The 22,964-nt window shown below is 72.4% G+C and carries 23 protein-coding genes; 16 read left to right on the forward strand and 7 right to left on the reverse strand.

What is annotated here, in order from left to right; genetic code table 11:
* Nucleotides 1-220 precede the first annotated feature (220 nt).
* Both ubiE and ubiB read left to right on the forward strand, forming a co-directional pair.
* Nucleotides 221-994, forward strand: coding sequence for a bifunctional demethylmenaquinone methyltransferase/2-methoxy-6-polyprenyl-1,4-benzoquinol methylase UbiE (gene ubiE / locus ACS5RC_RS09470; RefSeq protein WP_478343606.1), 774 nt, complete (start codon nucleotides 221-223; stop codon nucleotides 992-994).
* A 32-nt stretch (nucleotides 995-1,026) separates the two neighbouring features.
* Nucleotides 1,027-2,583 carry a 2-polyprenylphenol 6-hydroxylase gene (ubiB, locus tag ACS5RC_RS09475; protein WP_478343607.1) on the forward strand — a complete coding sequence of 519 codons (1,557 nt, stop codon included), beginning with the start codon at nucleotides 1,027-1,029 and terminating at the stop codon, nucleotides 2,581-2,583.
* A gap of 236 nt (nucleotides 2,584-2,819) precedes the next feature.
* On the opposite strand, the gene ACS5RC_RS09480 is transcribed toward ubiB, so the two are convergent.
* The gene (locus ACS5RC_RS09480) at nucleotides 2,820-3,839 is read right to left on the reverse strand and encodes a c-type cytochrome (RefSeq protein WP_478343608.1); all 1,020 of its coding nucleotides are present in this window, start codon (nucleotides 3,837-3,839) and stop codon (nucleotides 2,820-2,822) included.
* Between the two features lie 310 nt (nucleotides 3,840-4,149).
* Between ACS5RC_RS09480 and ACS5RC_RS09485 the strand changes: the two genes are divergently transcribed.
* From ACS5RC_RS09485 to ACS5RC_RS09500, 4 genes are all read left to right on the forward strand, one after another.
* Nucleotides 4,150-4,893, forward strand: coding sequence for a 3-deoxy-manno-octulosonate cytidylyltransferase (locus ACS5RC_RS09485; RefSeq protein WP_478343609.1), 744 nt, complete (start codon nucleotides 4,150-4,152; stop codon nucleotides 4,891-4,893).
* Between the two features lie 10 nt (nucleotides 4,894-4,903).
* A complete protein-coding gene (locus ACS5RC_RS09490; protein WP_478343610.1) occupies nucleotides 4,904-5,761 on the forward strand; it encodes a prephenate dehydratase in 858 nt (285 codons plus the stop codon).
* Nucleotides 5,762-5,807: 46 nt separating this feature from the next.
* Complete coding sequence (coaBC, locus tag ACS5RC_RS09495; protein ID WP_478343611.1) at nucleotides 5,808-7,091, forward strand: bifunctional phosphopantothenoylcysteine decarboxylase/phosphopantothenate--cysteine ligase CoaBC; 1,284 nt, start codon at nucleotides 5,808-5,810, stop codon at nucleotides 7,089-7,091.
* Nucleotides 7,092-7,262: 171 nt separating this feature from the next.
* Nucleotides 7,263-8,951: a methyl-accepting chemotaxis protein gene (locus tag ACS5RC_RS09500; protein WP_478343612.1), complete on the forward strand. Its 1,689-nt coding sequence runs from the start codon at nucleotides 7,263-7,265 to the stop codon at nucleotides 8,949-8,951.
* A gap of 139 nt (nucleotides 8,952-9,090) precedes the next feature.
* On the opposite strand, the gene ACS5RC_RS09505 is transcribed toward ACS5RC_RS09500, so the two are convergent.
* Nucleotides 9,091-10,311: an acyl-CoA dehydrogenase family protein gene (locus tag ACS5RC_RS09505; protein ID WP_478343613.1), complete on the reverse strand. Its 1,221-nt coding sequence runs from the start codon at nucleotides 10,309-10,311 to the stop codon at nucleotides 9,091-9,093.
* A gap of 239 nt (nucleotides 10,312-10,550) precedes the next feature.
* On the opposite strand from ACS5RC_RS09505, the gene ACS5RC_RS09510 reads away from it, so the two are divergent.
* Together ACS5RC_RS09510 and pyk are read left to right on the forward strand one after the other, a co-directional pair.
* Nucleotides 10,551-10,823: a hypothetical protein gene (locus ACS5RC_RS09510; RefSeq protein ID WP_478343614.1), complete on the forward strand. Its 273-nt coding sequence runs from the start codon at nucleotides 10,551-10,553 to the stop codon at nucleotides 10,821-10,823.
* A 168-nt stretch (nucleotides 10,824-10,991) separates the two neighbouring features.
* On the forward strand, nucleotides 10,992-12,428 hold the full coding sequence (gene pyk, locus ACS5RC_RS09515; protein WP_478343615.1) for a pyruvate kinase: 1,437 nt from the start codon (nucleotides 10,992-10,994) through the stop codon (nucleotides 12,426-12,428).
* A 17-nt stretch (nucleotides 12,429-12,445) separates the two neighbouring features.
* Here the strand turns inward: pyk and ACS5RC_RS09520 are convergent, their stop codons facing one another.
* From ACS5RC_RS09520 to ykgO, 3 genes are all read right to left on the reverse strand, one after another.
* The gene (locus ACS5RC_RS09520; RefSeq protein ID WP_478343616.1) at nucleotides 12,446-13,459 is read right to left on the reverse strand and encodes an alpha/beta fold hydrolase; all 1,014 of its coding nucleotides are present in this window, start codon (nucleotides 13,457-13,459) and stop codon (nucleotides 12,446-12,448) included.
* Nucleotides 13,456-14,082 carry a tetratricopeptide repeat protein gene (locus ACS5RC_RS09525; protein WP_478343617.1) on the reverse strand — a complete coding sequence of 209 codons (627 nt, stop codon included), beginning with the start codon at nucleotides 14,080-14,082 and terminating at the stop codon, nucleotides 13,456-13,458. Before ACS5RC_RS09525 ends, ACS5RC_RS09520 begins: the two co-directional genes overlap by 4 nt.
* A gap of 154 nt (nucleotides 14,083-14,236) precedes the next feature.
* A complete protein-coding gene (ykgO, locus tag ACS5RC_RS09530; RefSeq protein WP_003601867.1) occupies nucleotides 14,237-14,362 on the reverse strand; it encodes a type B 50S ribosomal protein L36 in 126 nt (41 codons plus the stop codon).
* 207 nt (nucleotides 14,363-14,569) lie between these two features.
* Here ykgO and ACS5RC_RS09535 point away from each other — a divergent pair, with 207 nt between their 5' ends.
* Entirely contained in the window at nucleotides 14,570-14,782 is a 213-nt protein-coding gene (locus tag ACS5RC_RS09535; protein ID WP_478343618.1) for a hypothetical protein, read from the forward strand.
* A 168-nt stretch (nucleotides 14,783-14,950) separates the two neighbouring features.
* Here the strand turns inward: ACS5RC_RS09535 and ACS5RC_RS09540 are convergent, their stop codons facing one another.
* Nucleotides 14,951-16,516, reverse strand: a complete 1,566-nt coding sequence (locus ACS5RC_RS09540; RefSeq protein WP_478343619.1) for a GMC oxidoreductase — start codon at nucleotides 16,514-16,516, stop codon at nucleotides 14,951-14,953.
* Nucleotides 16,517-16,777: 261 nt separating this feature from the next.
* Between ACS5RC_RS09540 and ACS5RC_RS09545 the strand changes: the two genes are divergently transcribed.
* The 7 genes from ACS5RC_RS09545 to ACS5RC_RS09575 all read left to right on the forward strand — a co-directional run bounded on the left by ACS5RC_RS09545 (nucleotide 16,778) and on the right by ACS5RC_RS09575 (nucleotide 22,732).
* A complete protein-coding gene (locus tag ACS5RC_RS09545; protein ID WP_478343620.1) occupies nucleotides 16,778-17,266 on the forward strand; it encodes a DoxX family protein in 489 nt (162 codons plus the stop codon).
* A gap of 10 nt (nucleotides 17,267-17,276) precedes the next feature.
* Entirely contained in the window at nucleotides 17,277-17,726 is a 450-nt protein-coding gene (locus tag ACS5RC_RS09550) for a cupin domain-containing protein (RefSeq protein ID WP_478343621.1), read from the forward strand.
* A gap of 10 nt (nucleotides 17,727-17,736) precedes the next feature.
* The gene (locus ACS5RC_RS09555) at nucleotides 17,737-18,639 is read left to right on the forward strand and encodes an SMP-30/gluconolactonase/LRE family protein (RefSeq protein WP_478343622.1); all 903 of its coding nucleotides are present in this window, start codon (nucleotides 17,737-17,739) and stop codon (nucleotides 18,637-18,639) included.
* On the forward strand, nucleotides 18,636-19,541 hold the full coding sequence (locus tag ACS5RC_RS09560) for a VOC family protein (protein WP_478343623.1): 906 nt from the start codon (nucleotides 18,636-18,638) through the stop codon (nucleotides 19,539-19,541). The genes ACS5RC_RS09555 and ACS5RC_RS09560 overlap by 4 nt, the downstream gene beginning before the upstream one ends.
* Before the next feature lie 72 nt (nucleotides 19,542-19,613).
* A complete protein-coding gene (locus tag ACS5RC_RS09565) occupies nucleotides 19,614-20,594 on the forward strand; it encodes a catalase family peroxidase (protein ID WP_478343624.1) in 981 nt (326 codons plus the stop codon).
* A 165-nt stretch (nucleotides 20,595-20,759) separates the two neighbouring features.
* A complete protein-coding gene (gene lgt / locus ACS5RC_RS09570) occupies nucleotides 20,760-21,659 on the forward strand; it encodes a prolipoprotein diacylglyceryl transferase (protein WP_478343625.1) in 900 nt (299 codons plus the stop codon).
* Nucleotides 21,656-22,732, forward strand: coding sequence for a class I SAM-dependent methyltransferase (locus ACS5RC_RS09575; RefSeq protein WP_478343626.1), 1,077 nt, complete (start codon nucleotides 21,656-21,658; stop codon nucleotides 22,730-22,732). The genes lgt and ACS5RC_RS09575 overlap by 4 nt, the downstream gene beginning before the upstream one ends.
* Nucleotides 22,733-22,734: 2 nt before the next feature.
* Here ACS5RC_RS09575 and ACS5RC_RS09580 read toward each other — a convergent pair whose 3' ends face one another.
* On the reverse strand, nucleotides 22,735-22,905 hold the full coding sequence (locus ACS5RC_RS09580) for a hypothetical protein (protein ID WP_478343627.1): 171 nt from the start codon (nucleotides 22,903-22,905) through the stop codon (nucleotides 22,735-22,737).
* Between the last annotated feature and the right edge of the window lie 59 nt (nucleotides 22,906-22,964).

The raw sequence follows: 22,964 nt of genomic DNA on the forward strand, positions 1-22,964 counted from the left end.
GATGTCCGGCCCGATATCGGCGCGCCCGCCCGCGCAGGCAATGCCGGGCAATGCCGCGGGGGCGGGCGCACCGATGTTCGCCGAGAGGCGGCGCGTCGCACCGATCCTCTCCCGGAGGCGGCGCTTCGCACCGATCCTCGCCTTGAGGCGGTGCTTCGCACCGCATGGCCCTTTGCCCGCCGCTTCGCTATGAGGCCCTGCGAGCAGAAGCGGGTGGTGCATGAAGGCCGGGGACGGGACGTCGGGTGCGGAGAGCGCGGATTTCGGCTTCGAGCGCGTGGCGCTGGAGCAGAAGCAGGGGCGTGTGGACGAGGTGTTCCACTCGGTCGCCCGCCGCTACGACCTGATGAACGACCTGATGTCGGCGGGCCTCCACCGCGCCTGGAAGACGAATCTCGTCTCGATGCTGCGCCCGCCGCGCGGGCGGCCGTTCCGCCATCTCGACGTGGCGGGCGGCACCGCGGACGTGGCCTTCCGGGTGCTCGATGCCGGGGGCGAGCGCACGGCCGTCACCGTGCTCGACATCAACGAATCGATGCTGCGCGTCGGCGCCGAGCGGGCGGCCGGGCGCTATCCCGGCCGGATCGACTTCGTCACCGGCAACGCCGAGACCCTGCCGCTGCCGGACGACACCTTCGACGGCTACACCATCGCCTTCGGCATCCGGAACGTGCCCAGGATCGAGGCGGCGCTCGCCGAGGCGAAGCGGGTGCTCAAGCCCGGCGGGCGCTTCCTCTGCCTCGAATTCTCGCAGGTCGACCTGCCGGTGCTCGACCGGATCTACGACGCCTACTCGTTCCACGTGATCCCGCGCATCGGCGCGCGGGTGGCGGGGGACGCGGAATCCTACCGCTACCTCGTCGAATCGATCCGCAAGTTCCCGACGCGCGGGGCCTTCGCGGGGCTGATCGAGGCGGCGGGCTTCCGCCATGTCAGCCACCGGGCTCTGTCGGGGGGCATCGTGGCGATCCATTCCGGCTGGAAGGTCTCCTGAGCGTGGTCCCATCCGGTCGGGAGCGCTGAGCGGTGCTCGGTGCGGTCTTCCATCTGGCGCGCGGCGCCCAGGTCGGCTTCGTGCTGGCGCGCGAGGGGGCGCTCTCCTTCGTCGACCCGGCCGAGCTGCCGCCCCACCTGCGGCTCGCGCTCCGCCTCGGGCGCAGCCTGGAGCGGCCCGGCCTCGGCGCGGGCGCGGCCCGGCTCTCCACGGCGCTGACCCGGCTCGGCCCGAGCTACGTCAAGTTCGGCCAGTTCCTGGCGACCCGCCCCGACATCGTCGGCATGGCCGCGGCCCTCGACCTGGAGAAGCTGCAGGACCGGGTGCCGCCCTTCCCGCAGGGACAGGCGATCCGCGTGGTCGAGGCCGCCTTCGGCCGGCGGATCGGCGAGCTGTTCGTCTCCTTCAGCGAGCCGATCGCGGCGGCCTCCATCGCGCAGGTGCACCGGGCCGTGGTGCAGGATCCCGACGGGACGCAGCGGCGCCTCGCCGTCAAGATCATGCGGCCGGGGGTGCGCGAGCGCTTCCAGCGCGACCTTCAGGTGATGCGCTTCATCGCCCGGGTGGTCCACGCCCTCTCGCCCCAGGCCGAGCGCCTGCGTCCGCGCGAGGTGGTCGAGATCCTCGCCCGCTCGGTGATGATGGAGATGGATTTCCGCCTGGAGGCGGCGGCCGCCTCCGAGCTCGCCCAGAACACGAAGGGCGACCCCGATTTCCGGGTGCCCAAGCCCGAATGGGAGCTGACCGCGCGCGACGTGCTCTCCTCGGAGTGGATCGACGGCACGCGCCTGCACAGCCGCGCCGACATCGTGGCGGCGGGCCACGACCCGGAGGCCGTCGGCCGCGCGGTGATCCAGGGCTTCCTGCGCCACGCCATCCGCGACGGGTTCTTCCACGCCGACATGCACCAGGGGAACCTGTTCGTGGACGCGGAGGGCCGGCTGGTCGCGGTCGATTTCGGCATCATGGGCCGGCTCGGGCGCAACGAGCGGCGCTTTCTCGCCGAGATCCTGCTCGGCTTCATCATGCGCGACTACCGCCGGGTGGCGCAGGTGCATTTCGAGGCCGGCTACGTGCCGGCCCACCACTCCGTGGATGATTTCGCCCAGGCCATCCGCGCCATCGGCGAGCCGATCCACCAGCGCCGCGCCGACGAGATCTCGATGGCGAAGGTGCTCACCCTGCTCTTCGACATCACGGCCCTGTTCGACATGAGCACCCGGACCGAGCTGGTGATGCTCCAGAAGACCATGGTGGTGGTCGAGGGCGTGGCCCGCTCCCTCGATCCGCGTCTCGACATGTGGACCACGGCCGAGCCGGTGGTGCGCGCCTGGATCGCCCGCAATCTCGGGCCGGTGGGCCGGCTGGAGAGCGGCGCCGAGGCCGTGCGCACCATCGCGGACGTCGTGTCCGAGATGCCCGACCTCGCCCAGCGCCTCAAGCGGATCCTGGTGCGCCTCGACGAATCCGGCAACGAGGACGCTCAGCGCCTCGAGCGCTTCGCCCGCAACGAGCGCCGCCGCGCGATCTGGCAGACGCTGGCCCTCTGGGGCATCGCCATCGGCGCGCTGGTCATGGCGTTCCGGTAGGGGAGCGCCCCCGCCGCCCGCTCGGCGTAAGCCCGGCAGCCCCACGCACCGGCTGCGATCACCCCAGGTGATAACTCGGATCCGCGCGCCATTGCGGGCGACCGGGTCCCGGTATCGCGTTCCGGCGCGCCCGGTCCCGTCCGGGATTCCCCGCTTCCCTCTCCCGCGGAGGGGGAAGCGGGGCATTCCACGATCGGTGAAGCCCGGAGCGCGGCGGAGAGAGGGACGAACCGGCGCTATTTCGCCGGCTGACCCTCGGTCGAGCCGTTGTTCTGGAGGGTCTTCGCCTTGTCCTCGGCGGCCGGGTCGGCCTGGGCCGGGGCTTCCTTGGCGGCCGGCTCAGGCGGCGTCGCGGGGGAGGCTTCGGCCGGCTTGGTCTCGGTCGGGCCGCTGCTCTCGGGGGCGGATTGGGGCGCGACGGCGTTGCGGTTCGGCGTGTCGGCGTTCGGCTTCGGGCTGCCCGGCGCCTTGTCCAGCACCGGCTTCGCGTCGTCGGCCTTGATGTCGGCAGGCTTGGCCGGGCTGTCCTTGCCCTCGGAACCCTTGTTGGCCGCCGGGCTCGCCGCGGTGGGCTTGCCGTCCGTCGCGGGCTTGGCATCGGTGGGCTGGGCCGGCTTGGTCCCGGCGGCCGGCTTGCTCTCGCCTGCGGGCTTGGTCTCGCCTGCGGGCTTGCTTTCGCTTGCGGGCTTGGCGGCCTCGGCCGGCTTGTCCTCGGTCTTCTCGGCGGCGGGGAGCGGCTTCGGGCTGTCCGCCAGGGTGCGCAGGTAGGCGATGACGTTGGCGCGGTCCTGCGGGCCGGCGATGCCCGCGAAGGCCATCTTGGTGCCCTTCACGTAGGCCTTCGGATTCTCGAGGAAATGGTCGAGGTCGGCGTAGGTCCAGGTGCCGCCCTTCTCCTTCATGCCGGCCGAGTAGTCGAACCCCTCGTGCGCGCCCTTGGGCCGCTCGACGACCTCCCACAGATCGGGGCCGACCTTGTTCGGGCCGCCCTTCTCGAAGCTGTGGCAGGCCTGGCAGGCCTTGGTGCCGCCCTGCCCCTTCTCGGGGTTGGCGCTGGCGAGCCGCACGGCGATCGGCTCGACCTTGGCGGCAGGCGCCGCGGCCGTGCTCTCGGGCTGCGGCTCCGGCAGGTCGTAGCCTGCCTTACCGGCCGGTTTGGGGTGATAGATCAGTTCGGCGACGAAGCCGGATCCGACCGCGAACAGCAGGGCGCCCAGAACCGCGCCGGCCACCTTGTTCAGTTCGAACGAATCCATTCTGTCTCGACCCCGGAGGCACACGTCGGCGACCGACGCATGGCGGCACGCCGGACCTTGGAAGCTTTCCGGGGTGCCTTAGCCGCTCGGGGCCGATCTTGACAATGGCGGATCGGGATCGAGGCGGGTACCGCATGGTCGCAGAGCGCCGGCGCGCCGATCCCGCAACACTTCGCGCCCGCGCCGGGACCGCGTCCCGGCCGCTTCCTCGCCCGGTGCCCGGTCCGGCCGCTCCCCTGCGCGCCATGACAAGGGTCCGGCGGCCTGTTAAGCACCCGCCCGCTTCCGTCTCCGCGACGTCCAGGGCCCGATGTCCGATCCCCTCGTCCTGATCCCGGCCCGCCTCGCCGCCACGCGCCTGCCCGACAAGCCCCTGGCCGACATCGCGGGCGAGCCGATGATCGTGCATGTCTGGCGCCGCGCCGTGGAGGCCGGGATCGGCCCCGTGGTGGTCGCCACCGACACCGCCTCCATCGCCGCGGCGGTCGAGGCGGTGGGCGGCGTCGCGGTGATGACGCGCGCCGACCACCCCTCCGGGTCCGACCGTCTCGCCGAGGCGCTGGAGACGGTCGATCCCCAGGGGCACCACGACGTCGTCGTCAACCTGCAGGGCGACCTGCCGACGATCGATCCCGCAATCATCGGCGCCGCGGTGACGCCGCTCGCCGACCGCTCCGTCGACATCGCCACGCTCTGCGCCGAGATCGTCCGGCCCGAGGAGGCGGACGACCCGAACGTCGTCAAGCTCGTCGGCCACGCGGTCGGCCCGCGCCGCCTGCGCGCGCTCTACTTCACCCGGGCCCGCGCGCCCTGGGGCGCCGGCCCCCTGTTCCACCATATCGGCCTCTACGCCTATCGCCGCACCGCGCTCGCCCGCTTCATGGCCCTGCCCCCGGGCGAGCTCGAGACCCGCGAGAAGCTGGAGCAGCTGCGCGCGCTGGAGGCCGGCATGCGCATCGACGCCGTGATCGTCGACGACCTGCCGCTCGGCGTCGACACCCCCGCCGACCTCGAGCGCGCCCGGGCCCTGATGGCGCGGCGGCGCCTCAACTGACGTGATGACGATGACGAACCGCACCATCTCCTACCAGGGCGAGCCCGGCGCCAACTCGCACATCATCTGCGCCGAGGCGTTCCCGGGCTGGACCTACCTGCCCTGCCCGACCTTCGAGGACGCCTTCGCGGCCGTCAGCGAGGGGCGGGCCGCCCGCGCCATGATCCCGATCGAGAACTCGATCGCGGGCCGCGTCGCTGACATCCACCACCTGATCCCGACCTCGCCGCTGCGGATCGTCGCCGAGCACTTCCTGCCGATCCATTTCCAGCTGATGGCCCTGCCCGGGACGCCGCTGGAGAGCTTGGTGAGCGTGCACAGCCACGTCCACGCGCTCGGCCAGTGCCGCCGCATCGTCCGGCGCCTCGGCCTCAAGGGCATCGTGGCCGGCGACACGGCCGGCGCCGCCCGCGAGGTGGCCGAGATCGGTGACCCGACCCGCGCGGCGCTCGCGCCCGCCATGGCGGCCGGGATCTACGGCCTCGACATCCTGGCCCGCGACGTCGAGGACGAATCCCACAACACCACCCGCTTCGTGGTGTTCTCCCCCGAGCCCGAACCTGCCGAGAACGACGGCACGCCCTACGTGACGAGCTTCATCTTCCGGGTCCGCAACATCCCGGCGGCGCTCTACAAGGCGCTCGGCGGCTTCGCCACCAACGGCGTGAACATGTCCAAGCTCGAGAGCTACATGGTCGAGGGCCAGTTCACCGCGACGCAGTTCTACGCCGAGGTCGACGGCCACCCGGAGGAGCCGGGCCTCGCCCGCGCCCTCGACGAGCTGGCCTTCTTCTCGCGCGAGCTGAAGGTGATCGGCACCTACCCGGCCCACCCGTTCCGGGAGGCCGCCCGGCCGGCCGCCGAGTAGGCGTCCCGGTGGAAACCGGGCGGTCTTATCCGCTACGATCGCCCGCATGGACCAGACCCTCGCCCGCCGCCGGATCCTCCTCGTCATCGGCGGGGGCATCGCGGCCTACAAGGCCCTCGACCTGATCCGGCGTCTGCGCGAGCGGGGCGCCAGCGTCTGCCCCCTGTTGACACAGGGCGCGCAGGAATTCGTGACGCCGCTCGCCGCCGCGGCGCTCGCGGGCGAGCGGGCGCATACCGACCTGTTCGACCGGGCGGAGGAGGCCGATATCGGCCATATCAAGCTCGCCCGGCAGGCCGACGCGGTGGTGGTGGCGCCGGCCACCGCCAACCTGATGGCCCGGATGGCCACCGGCCACGCGCCCGACCTCGCCTCCACGGTCCTGCTCGCCACCACCCTGCCGATCCTGATTGCGCCCGCCATGAACGTGCGGATGTGGGAGCATCCGGCGACCCGGCGGAACCTTGAGACCCTGCGGGGCGACGGCGTCCGGGTGGTCGGGCCGAATTCCGGCCGGATGGCGGAGGCCGAGACCGGCGCCGGCCGCATGGCCGAGCCGAACGAGATCGCCGAGGCGGTCGCCGCGCTGCTATCCGAGGGGCAGGGGTCCGCGTTCGGCTTCCTGGCCGACCGCGCGAAGCCCGGGCCGCTCGCGGGGCGGCGCGTGCTCGTCACCTCGGGCCCGACGCACGAGCCCATCGACCCGGTGCGCTACCTCGCCAACCGCTCCTCGGGCCGCCAGGGCCACGCCATCGCGGCGGCGGCGGCGGCGGCGGGCGGGGCTGTCACGCTCGTCACCGGACCGGTGGCGATCCCCGACCCGGAGGGCGTCGCGGTGGTGCGCGTCGAGACTGCCCGGGAGATGCTCGCCGCCGTGGAGGCGGCGCTTCCCGCCGACCTCGCGATCTTCGCCGCCGCGGTCGGCGACTGGCGCCCGGCGGCCGAGCAGGGCCACAAGATCAAGAAGGACGGCGCGGCGCCCCCGCCCCTCGCGCTCGTCGAGAATCCCGACATCCTGGCCACCGTCTCGGCGCTGCGGGACGGGCGCCCGCGCCTCGTCGTGGGCTTTGCCGCCGAGACCGACACGGTGCTCGACCACGCCCGCGCCAAGCTCGCCCGCAAGGGCTGCGACCTTCTGGTGGCCAACGACGTCTCGCCGTCCGGGGGCGTGATGGGCGGTACCGCCAACACCGTGCACCTCATCGCCCGCGACGGAACCGTCGAGACTTGGCCGACACTGGCCAAGGACGAGGTCGGGCGGCGCCTGGTCGCCCGGTTCGCGGCCCTGCTCGGCAATCATCGGAATGGTCAGGGCGATGAATCCCGTTGATCCGATCGCTTTGAGCTGCGCATTCCAAAGTATTCGGACAGACCTATAGTCAATCGGTTTCATTCCGCACTGATCCGATCGAGATCCGCGCTCCGAATCCTGTCCGATCACATATTTTTAAGTCCGGCGCGGTTACCTGCGTTCACTGAAACGTGAACAGGGATCGGACCGATGAGACTGGGCCTCGCATGGAAGATCCATGCCGTCACCGCGACGGCGCTCGTCGGCATGCTGGTCATCATCGCGCTGGCGATCCAGGGTCTCTCCGGCGAGGTCGATCAGGCGCGGGCGCTTCGCACCCGTCAGGCGGTCGAACTCGCCCACGGCCTGCTCGCCCACCAGGAGGCCGAGGCGCGCGCCGGCCGGACCACGCAGGCGGAGGCGCGCAAGGCGGCGCTCGCCGCGATCCGGGCGCTGCGCTTCTCCGGCGACGAGTATTTCTTCGTCATCGACGAGGCCAGGCGCATGGTGATGCATCCGATCAAGCCGGCCCTCGACGGCAAGGACATGAGCGACTTCGCCGATCCGGACGGGACCAAGCTCTTCGTGGCCATGACCGAGACGGTGCGCCGGGATGGTGCCGGCTTCGTCTCCTATCGCTGGCCCAAGCCGGGCGCCGAGGAGCCGGTCGCCAAGATCTCCTACGTGGCGGGCTTCAAGCCCTGGGGCCTGATCGTCGGGGCGGGCGTCTATACCGACGACACCGCGGCCCATCTGCGCGGCACGGTGCTGCGGCTCGGCGGCGGCCTGCTCGCGGTCCTGGCCCTGGTCGGGCTGACCGCGGCCCTGATCGGCCGGAACGTGGCGCGACCGATGCTCGGCCTCGCGGACGCGATGGCCCGCATCGCGCGCAGCGAGCAGGCCGCCGTCCCGGGCAGCAACCGCGGCGACGAGATCGGCGTCATGGCCCGCGCCCTGGAGGTTCTGCGGGACGACGCGACGCGCAAGCGCGAACTCGAGGCCCGCGCCCTGACCGAGGCGCAGACCCGGGCCGAGCGCGGCCTTCAGCTGGAGACCGGCATCGACGCCTTCCGCGAGACCGTGCAGGGTGCCCTCGCGGACCTCGCCCGCGACGCCGGCACGATGCAGGCGACCGCCCTCACGCTCACGGACATCGCCGCCCGCTCGGCGGCGGAGGCCCAGGCCGCGACCTCCTCATCGGTGACCACCGCCGACAACGTCACGTCCGTTGCCGGTGCGACCGAGGAGCTTTCGAGCTCGATCCAGGAGATCGCCCGGCAGGTCGAGGGCGCGACCGGCGTCGTGCGCCAGGGTGCCGCGATGGGACAGCGCTCGGCCGAGCAGGTCGATCGCCTGAGCCAGTCCGCCGCCCGGATCGGGGTGGTGGTGGCGACCGTGCAGGCGATCGCCAGCCAGACGAACCTGCTCGCGCTCAACGCGACGATCGAGGCGGCCCGCGCGGGCGAGGCCGGCCGCGGCTTCGCCGTGGTGGCCAACGAGGTGAAGGACCTCGCCGCCCAGACGGCGCAGGCCACGCAGGAGATCGCCGGCTACGTCGCCGAGATCCAGACCTCCACCCGCGACGCGGTCGACGGCATCCAGGCGCTGACCGCGGTCATGCGCGAGATCGACGGCGTCACCGTCGCGGTCGCGGCCTCGGTCGGCCAGCAGGACGCGGCGGCGCGCGAGATCGCCGGAAGCATCGGCTCGGCCGCGTCGGGCACCGACACCCTTGCCCGGGCGATGTGCACCGCGACTCGGACCGCGGGCGAGACGCAGGAGGCCGCGGGCTCGATGCTCACCGTGTCGGACAGCCTCGGACGACAGAGCCGGGCGATCGAGCAGCAGATCCGGGGCTTCCTGGAGGCGCTGCAGGCGCCGGACCGGCAGGCCGCCTGAACGGTCCCGGGTCCGGGACCATACGGCCTGTGCCTGCCGAGAGCAGAGCCCGTCTCGCTCGGCCCGCGCGGCGCCCGGATCCGCCCTCCCGCCGGATCGACCGGATTCGGGAGGATCACCGCCTCCGCCCGACCCGCGCTCAGGCCCGCGGCAGCATCCTGTCGCTGATGATCCGGCGCTGGATCTCGCTGGTGCCCTCGAAGATCGTGGTGAGCCGGGCGTCGCGCCAGTAGCGCTCGACCCGGCGCTCGGTGGTGTAGCCGTTGCCGCCGTGAAGCTGCATCGCTTGGTTGGTCACCCGCACGGCCATCTCGGTGGCGAGCAGCTTCACCATGGCCGATTCCGACTCGGCCGCCTCGCCCTGGTCGAGGAGATGGGCCACCTGCTGCCAGAAGGCCCGCGCCTGGGCGACCTCGGCGGCCATGTCGGCCAGCGCGAAGCGCAGGGCCTGGAAGTCCCCGATCGGGTGCCCGAACTGCTCGCGCTCCTGCAGGTAGGCCTGGGTGTCCTCCACCGCCGCGCGGGCGACGCCGACGGCGCGGGCCGCGGTGTGGACACGGGCGATGTTGAGCCCGCGCTGCACGGCGGCGAACCCGCCCGAATCCGCGTCCGCGCCGACATCCCCGTAGAGGCCGGTCAGGCGGTCGCTCTCGGGCACCCGCACCCCGTCGAGTTCGAGCTGGTAGGTCTGGAAGCCGTGATAGCCGACCTTGTCGATGGCGTGGCCCGTCATGCCCTCCGGGAAGGTCCCGGGCGCCTTGACCACCAGGAAGGGCTCGAGCCCGGCCGAGCGCGACTCGCCGGGCTCGGGGTCGCGGGTGCGGGCCAGCACCTCGATGAAGTCCGCCGCGAGCGCGAAGCCCGCCCACCGCTTGGTGCCGGTCAGGCGCCAGCTGTCGCCGTCGCGCACGGCCCGGGTCTGCACCCCGGCGAGATCCGAGCCCGCCGTCGGCTCCGAGAGCGAGATGCTGCCGATCCAGCGCCCCTGGGCCGATTTCCGCAGCAGGTCGGCGCGGCGGTCCGCGTCGAGCGTCTGCGTGCCGAGCCCCTGCCCGCGCGCCAGGATGCTGCCGACCGAGAGCCAGGAGCGGGCGAGTTCCTCCGAGACGAGGCAGTACTCGAACACGCCGAGGCCCATCCCGCCGTGCTCGGCCGGGATCGTGATGCCGAACCAGCCCCTGTCCGCCATCTGGTCGATCAGCGCGCGGGGCATCTCGCCCTTGTGCCGGTCGAGGGTGTCGGCGAGCGGCAGCACCACGTCGCGGGCGAAGGCGCGGGCTTCCGCCTGGAGGGCGAGACGGGCTTCGCTGCGCCAGGGCGATAGCAGTTCGGGCGGACGCGGCGCGATCGGTTCGGACATCGACAGGCTTCCTCCCGTGGGATCGTGCCGCGTCTCGGCGCGCGGCCTCGGCCGGCAGATAGGGCGGCGCGCCGCACTTTGCCGGCTCCGTGTCCGCCCCAGGTTAAGCTTAACGTTTGTTGCGGCCGTCCATCGGCCGATCCGCTAGCGTGTCGACGACTGAACTGGCGGCACGCCGCGCGTCGACCGGGAGGAGATCGGCCCTGGCGTTCAGCCGCACGCGCCTGCCGGAGGCCCCCGTGATCCCCGCTCTGACCGAAGCCGCTCCCGGACCCTGCACCGTCGTCAACGCGCTGGTCTCGCTTCTCGGGGAAGCCCGGGCCGAGCGCGACCCCGCCGCCGTCGAGCGCGTCACCGAGCGGCTCGACCGCATCGAGTACGAGGCGCGCTGGCAGGGCGCCTCCGAGGCGGCCCTCTCGGCGGTCCGCGCGGCGCGGCTGCTGCTCGCCTGCCCTGCCCTCCCCCTGCCGCCCCGGCGAGACGCCGCGCAGCGCCCGCGCGCGGCGCATTGAGCGCTTCGCATCCCACGGCGCCTCGGCGGCGGCCCCCGATCCGCGTCCGCCCTGATCGGATGCCGCTCGCGCCTTGACGCGAGGGTCCGCGCGGGCTCATTGGCGCCACGCCAACCTGCGCCGGTTCGCACGCGACGGATGCGCGGGACGAAAACCCTGGAGGCCCGGTTGAAACGCTCCCGCCGCACGAAGATCGTTGCAACCCTCGGTCCGGCCTCCGACTCGCCCGAGATGATCGCCAAGCTGTTCCACGCGGGCGCCGACGTGTTCCGGCTCAACATGAGCCACCTGCCCCGCGAGAAGCTGCCCGAGAAGGTCGAGGCGATCCGCACCGTGGAGCGCGAGGCCAAGCGGCCGATAGCGATCCTGGTCGACCTGCAGGGGCCGAAGCTCCGCCTCGGCACCTTCGCCAACGGGGCCGAGACGATCGAGAACGGCGCGACCTTCGTGCTGGACGGCGACGTGACGCCCGGCACCGCGGAGCGCGTCCACCTGCCCCACCCCGAGATCCTGCAGGCGCTGGAGCCCGGCCACGCCATCCTGATCGACGACGGCAAGCTCCGGCTCACCGTCACGGAGGTCGGGGAGGCCCGGGCGGTGACGCGCGTCGTCGTCGGCGGCCGGGTCTCGAACCGCAAGGGCGTCTCGCTGCCCGATACCGTGATCCCGGTCCCGGCCATGACCGAGAAGGACCGCTCGGACCTCGAGGCTGGCCTCAATGCGGGTGCCGACTGGATCGCCGTCTCCTTCGTGCAGCGTCCCGAGGACGTCGCCGAGGTCAAGAAGGTGGCCGCCGGGCGCGCCCTGGTGATGGCCAAGATCGAGAAGCCGCAGGCGCTCTCGCGGCTGGAGGAGATCATCGAGATCTCCGACGGGCTGATGGTGGCCCGCGGCGATCTCGGCGTCGAGATGCCGCTCGAGCAGGTGCCGGGCGTGCAGAAGCGCATCACCCGCGCCTCGCGCCGCCAGGGCAAGCCCGTGGTCGTGGCGACGCAGATGCTCGAATCGATGATCACCGCGCCGGTGCCGACCCGCGCCGAGGTCTCGGACGTGGCGACCGCCGTCTACGAAGGCGCCGACGCCGTGATGCTCTCGGCCGAGAGCGCGTCCGGCGCCTTCCCGGTCGAGGCCATCACCACCATGAGCCGGATCGCCGAGCAGGTGGAGCGCGACGGGCTCTACTGGTCGATCATCCGGGCCCAGGCCTCGAAGCCCGACCACACCGCGGCGGACGCCATCGCGGCGGCGGCTCACCAGATGGTCGACGCCCTCGATCTCGACGCGATCATGGCCTGGACCCATTCGGGCTCGACGGCGCTGCGCCTGTCGCGGGAGCGCCCGAACGCCACGGTGATCGCCCTCACCCCCCGGCGCGAGACGGCGCGGCGCCTCGCCATGGCCTGGGGCACCCACCCGATCGTCACGAAGGACGCGAGCGACGTGGACGACATGGCGTTCCGGGCCGCCAAGTTCGCGGTGCGCGAGCGCTTCGCCGAGATCGGCGACCGCATCATCGTGGTGGCGGGCGTCCCCTTCGGCACGCCGGGCGCCACCAACCTCGTGCGCATCGCCTTCATCACCCGCGAGCACGCCGAGCGGGCCTGATCCGGCGGATCGGGCGCTCAGCGCGCCGGGACGGCGCGCGCCGCGTCGATCCGCTCGGCGAGGTCCGAGACGGCGCGGGCGAGCGCGTCGGTCTCGACCCAGGGCACCATGTGGCCGATGCCCGGCAGCAGGACGAGCCGGGCGTCCGGGATCGCGCGCGCGAGCGGCTCGGCCTGGGCGTCGGCGCGCACCAGCGGATCGGCGTCGCCCGAGACGACGACGGTCGGCGTCCGGATCGTGCCGTAGCGCGGGCTCTGCGCGGCGAGCGCAGCCGGCAGGCCCAGGAGATCCTGCACGTTGGCGAGGAGCGCTCCGGGCCGCAGCACCAAAGCGGCGCGCGCCCGCTCCAGGTATCCGGGCGTCTCGGGCTGCGGCCGGAAGGCGTGGCCGGCGGCGCCCGTGAGATAATAGGCGGCGACCGGCGGCCCGATCGTCCGGCTGAGGAGCCACGCCACCGGCGGATCGGTCGCGAGGCGCCAGTACCAGGGCAGCGCCACCCGCTGCGGGAAGGGCAGCCCGACCGGCGAGACGAGGGCGAGGCCGGAGACCCGCTCGGGATGGTCGAGGGCCAGCGCCAGCGCCAGCGCGCCGCCCCAGGAATGGCCCAGCACGATCGCGGGTCCGAGGCCCATCCCGGCGAGCCCCCGCGCGATCGCCTCGGCCTGGACGGCGGGCGAGCCGGCCTCGGCTCCGCCGACGCGGTCGCTCCAGCCGAAGCCCGGCCGGTCGAAGGCGACGACCCGGAAGCCTTGCGCGGCGAGGGCGCGCCCGACGCTCTCCATCGGGTCGGCGGCGTTGGCCGAGGCGCCGTGGATCAGCACCACGGTGGCGCGGGCCCCCGCCTCGGGTCCGGCCTGGAGCGTGGCGAGGCGCCCGCCCGGCACGGCGACGAAGGGTCCGGCCGGCGGATGCGCGGCCTCGACGCGGAGCGTGATCACCAGCGTCGCCACCGCGCCCGCCGCCAGCACCGCGAGCGCGATCAGGACGGGGGCGCCGACGACGAGCGCCAGCGCCAGGAGCGCGGCCCTCACAGCTCGCGGCCGTCGACGTCCGGTGTCAGGCGCTCGATCGCCTCCTGGATCTTGGGCATGCGCGGGTAGAGCGCGATCGCCCGGCGGAAGGCGCTCAGCGCCCGCGCCTTGTCGTCCATGGACAGGTAGAGCCGGCCGAGCGTCGCCCAGGCCTCGAAGTGGCGGGGCTCCAGCACCAGGGCGCGCTGCATGTCGGCCACGGCGTTCACCCTGTCGGAGAGGTGCCAGAACACCGTGGCGCGCCGGTTCCAGCCCTCGGACCAGCCCGGCTCCAGGGCGGTGGCCCGGTCCATCAGCTCGGCCGCGAGGGGGAAGTCCTGCGTGCCCATCGCCTGCCGCGCCCGCTCGGTCAGCAGGTCGGCCGTGGCGCTGCCCGAGCGGTCGAGCCGGCGCTCGATCAGCGTGGCGACGCCCTTGGCCTCGGCGTCGTCCTCGGAGGCGCGCAGCCGCGCGAACAGGTCGTCGAGGCTCGGCGGCGGCGTGGGCTTCCGGCGCTCGCCCTGGGCCTCGTCGGCCGCGGCGGGCCGGCCCTGGCCGCCGGAGGGCGCGGCTTGCGCGGATCCCGCGACGAGGAGTGCCGCGATCAGGGCTGCCGGCAAGGGGATGGGAATGGGGCGCAGCATGGCGCGAGCTTGTGCGCCCGCGCCCGCGCCGTCAACGCGCCCGCATGCCGCGCGTCCGGCTCCGTGCGGACATGCAAAAAGAGCAAGGACCGCCCGATCGGCGACCCCCGCTCCCGATAGTCCGGACCTGCCCGCACGCGGCGGGCCGGCCGCCTCAGCCCTGGCGGGCCTTGAAGCGCTTCTGGGTCTTGTTGATCACGTAGACCCGACCCTTGCGGCGCACGAGCTGGTTGTCGCGATGACGGCCGCGGAGCGACTTGAGGGAGTTGCGAATCTTCATCGTGTGTCAGCGGCGCGACGGCCGTCCATGCATGGGTGTCGGGAGCGGGAAGCCCGGGGGCCCCCTGCGATGGCGGCGCACGCATCGCGGAAAGGCGGCCCCTTTATCAGGATTCGTCCCCCTCAGGCAAGCCGCGCTAGGCCGGCTTTTGATGGGAACCCGACGGTGCGGTTTGGTCCCGGGCGCCGGCCATGCGATGATCGTCCTATGTGGTTCAACCCAATCCGCTCCCACAGCCTCGCTGTGGAGCCCTGCACCACCGAGGCGGAGTGCTTCCGCTGGGTGGTGCGCTCGCCGGACGGGACACGCACCGCGCGCTCCCGCTACGCCTTCGCGACACGGGTCGGCGCCCAGATCTCCGGGGAATTCTGGCGGACCGCCTTCGAAGCCGGGCAGCCGATGCCCGATCCGGCCGCCTGAGCGGCGCCGATGGGCCTGCGAAACCCTCCGGCCCTCGACCGGGAGAGGGAGCTGCCTCGCTGTCGGATCTGACGATAGTCCTAGCATGGGTCGCGCCCATCCTGCACTCGGGCGAAGGTCGGTGCGGACGGCTGCCGTCCCGCGATCGCCGACTCGTAGAGAGCCCGCTCAGCCGAGGCGTTCGGCGATGCGGTCGGCCACGCGGAGTGCGTTCGCCACGATGGTCAGCGTCGGGTTCACGGCCCCGATCGACGGGAAGAAGCTCGCGTCGGTGACGTAGAGGTTGTCCAGCTCGTGGGCCTTGCAGTCGAGGTCGAGCACGCTCGCCTTCGGGTCCGTGCCGAAGCGCAGCGTGCCGGCTTGGTGCGCGGTGCCGCTCAGGGGGATGTTCTTGCCGAGATAGAGGTGGCGCTCGAACAGGTAGGTGTAGGCGCCGCCGGGCTCCAGCAGGTCGGAGAGCTTGGCGCGCAGGCGGTCGTGCGCCTCGCGGTTGTTCTGCTCGATGTCGAGGATGGTGCGTCCGTCGCGGTCGATGGAGACGCGGTTGTCGGGGTGGGGCAGGTCCTCGCTCTGGAGCCAGAAGTCCATGGAATGGCGCGCCACCATGTCGAAGGGGGCGTTCGGCAGGAAGCCGGTCCATTTCGGGAATTCCTCGCCGCGGATCTGATCCGGATGCGTCTTGGCGCACATCTGGATCAGGCCCATCGGGTATTCCCACGCCTTCGAGGCGAAGTAGAAGTCCGAGAGCGCGAGCGTCTTCTGGAAGACGGTGTCGTTGGCCTCCTTGGACAAAGCCATCAGCACGGACATGTTGTGACGCATGTAGTTGCGCCCGACCTGGTCGGAGCCGTTGGCGAGTCCGTTCGGATGGGCGTCGCTGTGCGAGCGCAGCAGCAGCAGCGCCGAGGAGAGCGCCCCGCAGGCCACCACGACGATGTCGGCGCTGTAGCGTTCCGCCCGGCCCTCGCGGGTGACGTTGACGGCGGTGACGCTGCGCCCGGCGGGGTCGGTCTCCAGCGTCGAGACGTAGGCGTTGACGAGCAGCGTGACGTTGTCGTGCTTGGCCAGCGTCGGGTCGACGGTCATCACCTGCGCGTCGGCCTTGCCGTTGAGGAGACAGGGGAAGCCGTCGAAGGCGTCGCAGCGGATGCAGATGCTCGTCGGCGTCGGCTTGCCGTCGCGCTCGTCGAGGCGGATGCCCAGCGGCAGGTGGAAGGGCTGCAGCCCCTCCTTCGCCCAATCGTCCGCCAGCTTCTGGATGCGCGGCTCGTGGCTCACCGCCGGATGGTCGTAGGGTCCGCTGGCCCAGGGCTCGGTCGGATCCTCGCCGCGCTGCCCATGCACCGCGAAGAGCGTCTCGGCCTGCGCGTAGTAGGGCTCGAACTCGGCATACGAGACCGGCCAGGCCGGTGAGATCCCGTCGACGTGGCGAACGGCGCCGAAATCCGCCTCCCGGAGGCGGAGCAGCGCCGAACCGTAGACCTTGGAATTTCCGCCGACGTAGTAGTGCAGCGCCGGGCTGAAGGGACGCCCGTCCCCGCCGTACCACGTCTCGCGCGCCTGATAGGCGCCCTCGACGAAGACGGTGCGGGCGTTCCAGTTCGCCTGCGAGCGCGGCAGGTAATCGCCCCGCTCGAGCAGCAGGATGCGCTTGCCGGTCCCGGCGAGCCGCGACGTCAGCGAGCCTCCGCCCGGCCCCGAGCCGATGACGATGACTTCGTAATGATCCTGCATCGGACGTCCTGCAGCGCGGCATCGCGGATCGGGCCCACCGCGCGGGATCCGCGGTCCGGGCGTCACGCGATGCGGGATGACATCGCGGCAACGTAGCCGGACCGGTGCCGTTCCGGGGCCCGACAGGTTCGCGCATGGCCGTCACGGGATCGTGCGAGCGCCCGTGCAGCCGGTCCTGCATCGCAATGCAGCAAAGCCGGCGGCAACCTCGGCCGGACGGCGGCGTTGCCGGAACGGACGAGGGCTGGGAGGCGGAACGCGATGGATGTCGGCATGGGCTTCGGCGCGTGGCTCAACCTCGTCGCGGTGCCGCTCATCGCGAAGGTCTGCCTCGTCTGCATGTTTCCGCCGAGCGCGCTCGACAAGGTGATGCATTGGGACGAGGCGATGGGGCAGGCCCGCTCCGGTCCCCTGCCCTTCCCGGGCCTGCTCCTCGTTCTCGGCATCGTGGTCGAGACCGTGACGCCCGTCCTCATCGTGACCGGCTGGTACGACCGGGCCGCGGCCTTCGTGCTGATGGGGTTCTGCGCGGTGACGGCCGTCCTCTACCACCGCTTCTGGGAATTCCCGGGCTTCTGGTCGAAGGGCGGCGAGGGCCGCGCGCATTTCTGGGATTTCTTCAAGAACTTCGGCCTCGTCGGCGGGCTTCTCCTCGTGGTGATCGGCGGGGCCTACGCACCCGCCTCCGAGGTGGTCCGCCACCCGCTCTCGTCCGGGCCCTGGTCGGCCCCGCCCAGCGCCAACCCGTGAGGATCGGCAGATGTCGGAACCCGCAAGACCCCGCATGCCCTACTGGCACGTCTACACCGACGACGCGGGCGTGAGCCGGCAGGCGCGGTTCTGGCTCTCCGAGTTCCGCTTCCAGGGCGTCGGGCCGGACGTGGCCCCGCAATGGAACGACAAGATGGATCCGTCCCAGGCCGGCGTGACCTTCACGGTCCTCCCGGTCGGCTGGGTCGGCGAGTGGCACGAGAACCCGAAGCCGCAGTGGATCGCGGTGCTGAGCGGGCGCTGGTTCGTCGAGACCATGGACGGCACCCGGGTCGAGATGGGGCCGGGCGAGCTGATGTTCGGCGAGGACCAGAACACCCGGCTCCGCGACGGGCGCAAGGGCCATCTCTCCGGCACGGTGGGCGACGAGCCCTGCACCATGATCGTCACCGGCCTCGACGTGGAGCCGACCGTGAACCGGCCCGGGCGGTTCCGGTAGGGCGCGGCCGATGGATGGCTTCACGATCGCGGACCCGCGCTTCAAGGCTTTCGTCCTGCCGAACGCGCCGCTGGAGACCCTGGCCGAGGGCTTCCGCTGGTGCGAGGGCCCGGTCTGGTTCGCCGATCGCGACGAGTTGCTGTTCTCCGACGTGCCGAACGATCGGGTGATGCGCTGGAGCGAGAGCGGAGGCGTGAGCGTCTACCGGGCGCAGGCCGGCTTCGAGAACGGCCACGCCCGCGACCGTCAGGGCCGGCTGCTGTCGTGCTCGCACCGGTTCCGCCGCATCACCCGGACCGAGCTCGACGGCGCCGTCACCGTCCTGGTCGACGCCTTCGCGGGGAAGCGTCTGAACTCGCCCAACGACATCGTCTGCAAGTCGGACGGCACGATCTGGTTCACCGACCCGCCCTACGGCATCCAGACCGATTACGAGGGCGGCAAGCAGGAATCGGAGCTTCCGGCCAACGTCTACCGGTTCGATCCGCGCGACGGCTCGCTCACCGTGGCGGCCGGCGACTTCCTGGGGCCGAACGGCCTGTGCTTCTCACCCGACGAGCGCCGCCTCTACGTCGCCGAGACCGGGCTGCAATTCGCCGACGATCCGGAACGCCACATCCGGGTCTTCGACGTCGCGGAGGATGGCGGTCTGTCGGGCGGTCGCGTCTTCCACACGGTCGAGCCCGGCATGGCCGACGGCTTTCGCTGCGACGAGGCGGGCAACCTCTGGACGAGCGCGGGGGACGGGGTGCACTGCATCGACCCCGGCGGCGCCCTGATCGGCAAGGTGCTGACGCCCGCCCTGGTCTCGAATCTCGCCTTCGGCGGCCGCTTTCGCAGCCGGCTGTTCCTCTGCGTCTCGCACAGCCTGATGGCGATCTACCTCAACGTGCGCGGAGCCCGGCTGGTGTGAGCGTCGCGGCCATCATCGCGATCGACCGCACCGTCGCCGACCTCGGCCGCTCCGAGGCGTTCTACCGCGACGGCCTCGGCTTCGCGGCCGAGGGGCCGCCCGAGCCCGTGCCGGCCTCGATCCGCGAGGCGCTGGGCTGCGCGGGCGTCGCCGCCCGGCGCCTGCGCCTGCGCCTCGGCGCGCAGAGCCTCACGCTCGTCGCCTTCGACCCGCCCGGCGCGCCCTACCCCGCGGACCCGGCCGCGACCGATCCGTTCTTTCAGCACATCGCGATCCCGGTCCGGGACATGGAGGCCGCGAGCCGGCAGCTCGCGCGGGTCGGGCCCGTGCCGATCAGCCGGAACGGTCCGCAGGCCCTGCCGGCCGCATCGGGCGGCGTCACCGCCTACAAGGTCCGCGATCCGGACGGACACCCGGTCGAGCTGATCTACTTTCCCGATGGGCCCGCCGCGCAGGCCTGGGCCTCGGCACCCGGCCTGTTCCTCGGCATCGACCATTCGGCGATCACAGTGACCGATCTCGAGGCCACGCTCGCCTTCTTCATGGGCGCGCTCGGCCTGCGCCTCGTCCAGCGCGGCCTCAACACCGGTCCCGAACAGGCCAGGCTCGACGGTCTGGCCGATCCCGAGGTCGATGTCGTGGCGCTCGCGCCGCGGGGAAACCCTGCGCCGCACGTGGAAGTGCTGCATTACAGACGCCCTGCGAGCTCTCGCCCGAGCCCGGCTCCGTACGGCCCGCGCGATCGGGCGAGCAGTCGCTTCGTCCTGGCGGTTCCCGATCTCTCCGCCTGCGCCGCCGCGATCCGGAAGGCGGGCTATCGGGTCTCCGCCGCCCCGGACGGCACGGCAGCCTACGCGGCCGGACCGGACGGACACGGATTCCTGCTGCTGAAAATCCCTTGACGGCATAGCTTGTGGTTGTGTCCTGCTCCAGCCCTCCGCAACGGCGGTCGGCCGATCGCAATGGGGAACCACATGCATCGCACCACGCTCCGTCTGTGCCTGCTCGCCGAGCTGGCCCTGGCGACGCCGGCATACGCCGAGGATCCGAGCACCGCCGAGCAGACCGTCGACGCGATGAACGCGCTCTGGGGCCGGCATCCCGGCATCCGGGCGAACCACGCCAAGGGTACGGTTCTGGAAGGCAGCTTCACCCCGAGCGGCGAGGCGCCCACGCTCAGCAAGGCCTCGGTCTTCGCCGGCCCGGCCGTGCCGGTGACGGTCCGCTTCTCCGATTCCACCGGCCTGCCGATGATCTCGGACGGAGCTGCCCCGGCCAACCCGCACGGCCTGTCGCTGAAGTTCAAGCTCGCCGACGGATCGGAGATGGACGTCGTCACCAACGCGCTGAAATACTTCCCGGTCGCCACCGGCGAGGAGTTCCGCGACCTGCTCCTGGCCATCGCGAAGAGCGGGCCGGACGCCCCGAAGCCGACGCCGGCCGAGACCTTCGTCGCCGCCCATCCGGCCGCGGGCAAGGCCGGCGCAACGGCGCGCCCGCCCACGAGCCTCGCCCGCCAGACCTACAACGGCGTCAACGCCTTCATCCTCGTGGACAAGGCGGGCAAGCGCCAAGCCTTCCGCTACCGGATCGAGCCCGTGGACGGCGAGGAATTCCTGTCGGCCGACGAGGCGGCCAAGCGCGACAAGGACTATCTGATGGGGGAGATCGGCTCGCGCGTCGCCAAAGCGCCGGTGCGCTTCCGGGTCCTCGCCCAGCTCGCCGAGCCGGGCGACCCGACGAACGATGCCTCGAAGCCCTGGCCGGACGCACGCCGCGTCGCCGATCTCGGCACGCTGACGCTGACGAAGCCCGTGGCGGACAGCAAGGAGGCCGAGAAGGCCCTGCTGTTCATGCCGAACGCGCTGCCCGACGGGATCGAGGTCTCGGACGATCCGCTGATCGATTTCCGGGTCCAGGCCTACGCCGTCTCGTTCGGACGGCGCTCGCAGTAACGGGCGCGCGCCGAGCCCTGCCGGGTTGCGCGCGTCCCTCGGTACGAGCCAAGCTCCGTAGCGGCGGCGCGCGTCTCAGGGGCGCCGAGCCCTGCGCGCGGGTGGGTTGACGCATCCTCGCCGGCGCGTCCAATGCGCCGGCATCATGCCCGGAGGCCGTTGCCGATGCCGCCGCTCCTCGCCCTGCCCTTTCCCGCGATCGATCCGGTGGCCCTCGCCATCGGGCCGATCACCATCAAGTGGTACGCGCTGGCCTACATCGCCGGGCTGATCGGCGGCTGGTACTACGCCCGCCGGCTCGTGCTCGCCGACCGGCTCTGGGGCGTGGTGCGCCGGCCGACCATCACCGACATCGACGACCTCGTGGTCTGGGTGGCGCTCGGCGTCGTCCTGGGCGGTCGCATCGGCTACGTGCTGTTCTACAACCTGCCGCTCTACCTCTCCGACCCGATCGAGATCTTCGCCATCCGCAACGGCGGCATGTCGTTCCACGGCGGGTTCCTCGGCGCGATCCTGGCCTTCCTGCTCTTCGCCCGGGCGCGGAAGCTCAACGGCTACACGCTCCTCGACATCGGCGCGGTGGTGGTGCCGATCGGCCTGTTCTTCGGGCGCATCGCCAATTTCGTGAACGGCGAGCTCTGGGGCCGCGTCGCGCCCGACTTCGCCTACGCCATGGTGTTTCCCAGCGGCGGGCCGCTGCCGCGCCACCCGAGCCAGCTCTACGAGGCGGCCACCGAGGGCCTGCTCCTCTTCATCGTGATGGCGCTCGCCGTCTCGCGCTTCGGCTTCCGCAAGCCCGGGCTCCTCGGCGGCATCTTCGTACTCGGCTACGCGGTCGCCCGCACCGGCTGCGAGTTCTTCCGGGAGCCCGACCGGCAGCTCGGCTTCCTGTTCGGCGATCATCTCGGACCGCTCGGCGGCGGCATCACCATGGGGATGCTGCTCTGCGTGCCGATGGCGCTCATCGGGTTGACCTATATCGTGCTGGCCGCCCGCGGGGTCACGCGCCCGCGCCACCCGGTCGGGGCGGCCGCAGGCCCGGAGCGGACGGCAGTCGAGGCGTGAACGGCACGCCGCTGACCGCCGAGCTCGCCGCGCTCATCCGCGAGACCGGGCCGATCGGGGTCGACCGCTACATGGCGCTCTGCCTCGGCCACCCGCTCCACGGCTACTACCGCACCCGCGACCCGCTGGGCACGCGCGGCGACTTCACCACCGCGCCCGAGATCAGCCAGATGTTCGGCGAGCTGATCGGGGTCTGGCTCGCGCTCGTCCGCGCCGCGATGGGGGAGCCCGCGCGCCTCGCCCTGGTGGAACTCGGGCCGGGCCGCGGCACCCTGATGGCCGATGCCCTGCGGGCCCTGAGGGCCGCCGCGCCGGGCGCCGCGCTCGACCTCCATCTCGTCGAGACGAGCCCGCCCTTGCGCGCGGCGCAGGCCCAAAACCTCGCCGGCGCGGATCCGGTCTGGCACGACGCGATCGAGACCCTGCCCGACGGCCCCGCCCTCTTCGTCGCCAACGAGTTCTTCGACTGCCTGCCGGTGCGCCAGTTCGTGCGCACGCCGCGCGGCTGGTGCGAGCGGGTCGTCGGGCTCTCAGCCGAGGGCGGCCTCGCCTTCGGCCTCGCGCCGGAGCCGAGCCGCGAGATCGCCGCCGAGGCGCCGGACGGCGCGGTCCTGGCGGTGCCGGGCGCCGCGCTCGATCTGGTGCGACGCCTGGGGCAGCGCCTGCGTGCGCAGGGCGGAGCCCTGCTCGCCATCGATTACGGACATGTCCGCCCGGGCTTCGGCGACACCCTGCAGGCGCTCGCCCGCCACCGCTTCGTCGACCCTCTGGCGGCGCCGGGCGAGGCGGACCTGACCGCCCACGTCGATTTCGGCGCGCTGGCCCGCGCCGCCGCCCATGCGGGTGCCGCGGTCCACGGACCGGTCGACCAGCGCGACTTCCTCCTCACGATGGGCCTTCCGGCCCGTGCGGAGCGGTTGAAGGCGCGGGCCAGCGCGGCGCAGGCCGCGGCGATCGATGCGGCCGCGGCGCGCCTGACCGACCCGGTCCGCCCCGGCATGGGCAGCCTGTTCAAGGTCCTGGGGCTCGCCGACCCGGCCCTTGGGCCGCTGCCCGCCCTCGGACCGGGCTGAGCCTAGCCCGGCAGCGAGCCGGTCGCGGGCGCGGCCCGGCGGGTGGCCGGATCGGCCTCGCGGCCCGTGGAGCGGACCGGGCCTGCGACGCCCGAGGCGGGCTTGGGGACGGGGCGCCCGATCTCGGGCAGCGAGGGCCAGATCGGCCGGTCGGGTTTGATCCTCTGCGCCATGATCGATCTCACGCGTTCGGGGCTCCGCGCCAGCGGATCCCTCCTGTGCGAACAACGGT

This window comes from Methylobacterium sp. HJ2, from assembly GCF_056431005.1.

What these genes read in the sequence shown, in the direction of transcription:
- ubiE (WP_478343606.1), top strand. Translation starts at nt 221, where the DNA reads ATGAAGGCCGGGGACGGGACGTCGGGTGCGGAGAGCGCGGATTTCGGC.
- ACS5RC_RS09480 (WP_478343608.1), bottom strand. Translation starts at nt 3,839, where the DNA reads ATGGATTCGTTCGAACTGAACAAGGTGGCCGGCGCGGTTCTGGGCGCC.
- ACS5RC_RS09485 (WP_478343609.1), top strand. Translation starts at nt 4,150, where the DNA reads ATGTCCGATCCCCTCGTCCTGATCCCGGCCCGCCTCGCCGCCACGCGC.
- ACS5RC_RS09490 (WP_478343610.1), top strand. Translation starts at nt 4,904, where the DNA reads ATGACGAACCGCACCATCTCCTACCAGGGCGAGCCCGGCGCCAACTCG.
- coaBC (WP_478343611.1), top strand. Translation starts at nt 5,808, where the DNA reads ATGGACCAGACCCTCGCCCGCCGCCGGATCCTCCTCGTCATCGGCGGG.
- ACS5RC_RS09500 (WP_478343612.1), top strand. Translation starts at nt 7,263, where the DNA reads ATGAGACTGGGCCTCGCATGGAAGATCCATGCCGTCACCGCGACGGCG.
- ACS5RC_RS09505 (WP_478343613.1), bottom strand. Translation starts at nt 10,311, where the DNA reads ATGTCCGAACCGATCGCGCCGCGTCCGCCCGAACTGCTATCGCCCTGG.
- ACS5RC_RS09525 (WP_478343617.1), bottom strand. Translation starts at nt 14,082, where the DNA reads ATGCTGCGCCCCATTCCCATCCCCTTGCCGGCAGCCCTGATCGCGGCA.
- ykgO (WP_003601867.1), bottom strand. Translation starts at nt 14,362, where the DNA reads ATGAAGATTCGCAACTCCCTCAAGTCGCTCCGCGGCCGTCATCGCGAC.
- ACS5RC_RS09535 (WP_478343618.1), top strand. Translation starts at nt 14,570, where the DNA reads ATGTGGTTCAACCCAATCCGCTCCCACAGCCTCGCTGTGGAGCCCTGC.
- ACS5RC_RS09540 (WP_478343619.1), bottom strand. Translation starts at nt 16,516, where the DNA reads ATGCAGGATCATTACGAAGTCATCGTCATCGGCTCGGGGCCGGGCGGA.
- ACS5RC_RS09545 (WP_478343620.1), top strand. Translation starts at nt 16,778, where the DNA reads ATGGATGTCGGCATGGGCTTCGGCGCGTGGCTCAACCTCGTCGCGGTG.
- ACS5RC_RS09550 (WP_478343621.1), top strand. Translation starts at nt 17,277, where the DNA reads ATGTCGGAACCCGCAAGACCCCGCATGCCCTACTGGCACGTCTACACC.
- ACS5RC_RS09555 (WP_478343622.1), top strand. Translation starts at nt 17,737, where the DNA reads ATGGATGGCTTCACGATCGCGGACCCGCGCTTCAAGGCTTTCGTCCTG.
- ACS5RC_RS09565 (WP_478343624.1), top strand. Translation starts at nt 19,614, where the DNA reads ATGCATCGCACCACGCTCCGTCTGTGCCTGCTCGCCGAGCTGGCCCTG.
- lgt (WP_478343625.1), top strand. Translation starts at nt 20,760, where the DNA reads ATGCCGCCGCTCCTCGCCCTGCCCTTTCCCGCGATCGATCCGGTGGCC.
- ACS5RC_RS09580 (WP_478343627.1), bottom strand. Translation starts at nt 22,905, where the DNA reads ATGGCGCAGAGGATCAAACCCGACCGGCCGATCTGGCCCTCGCTGCCC.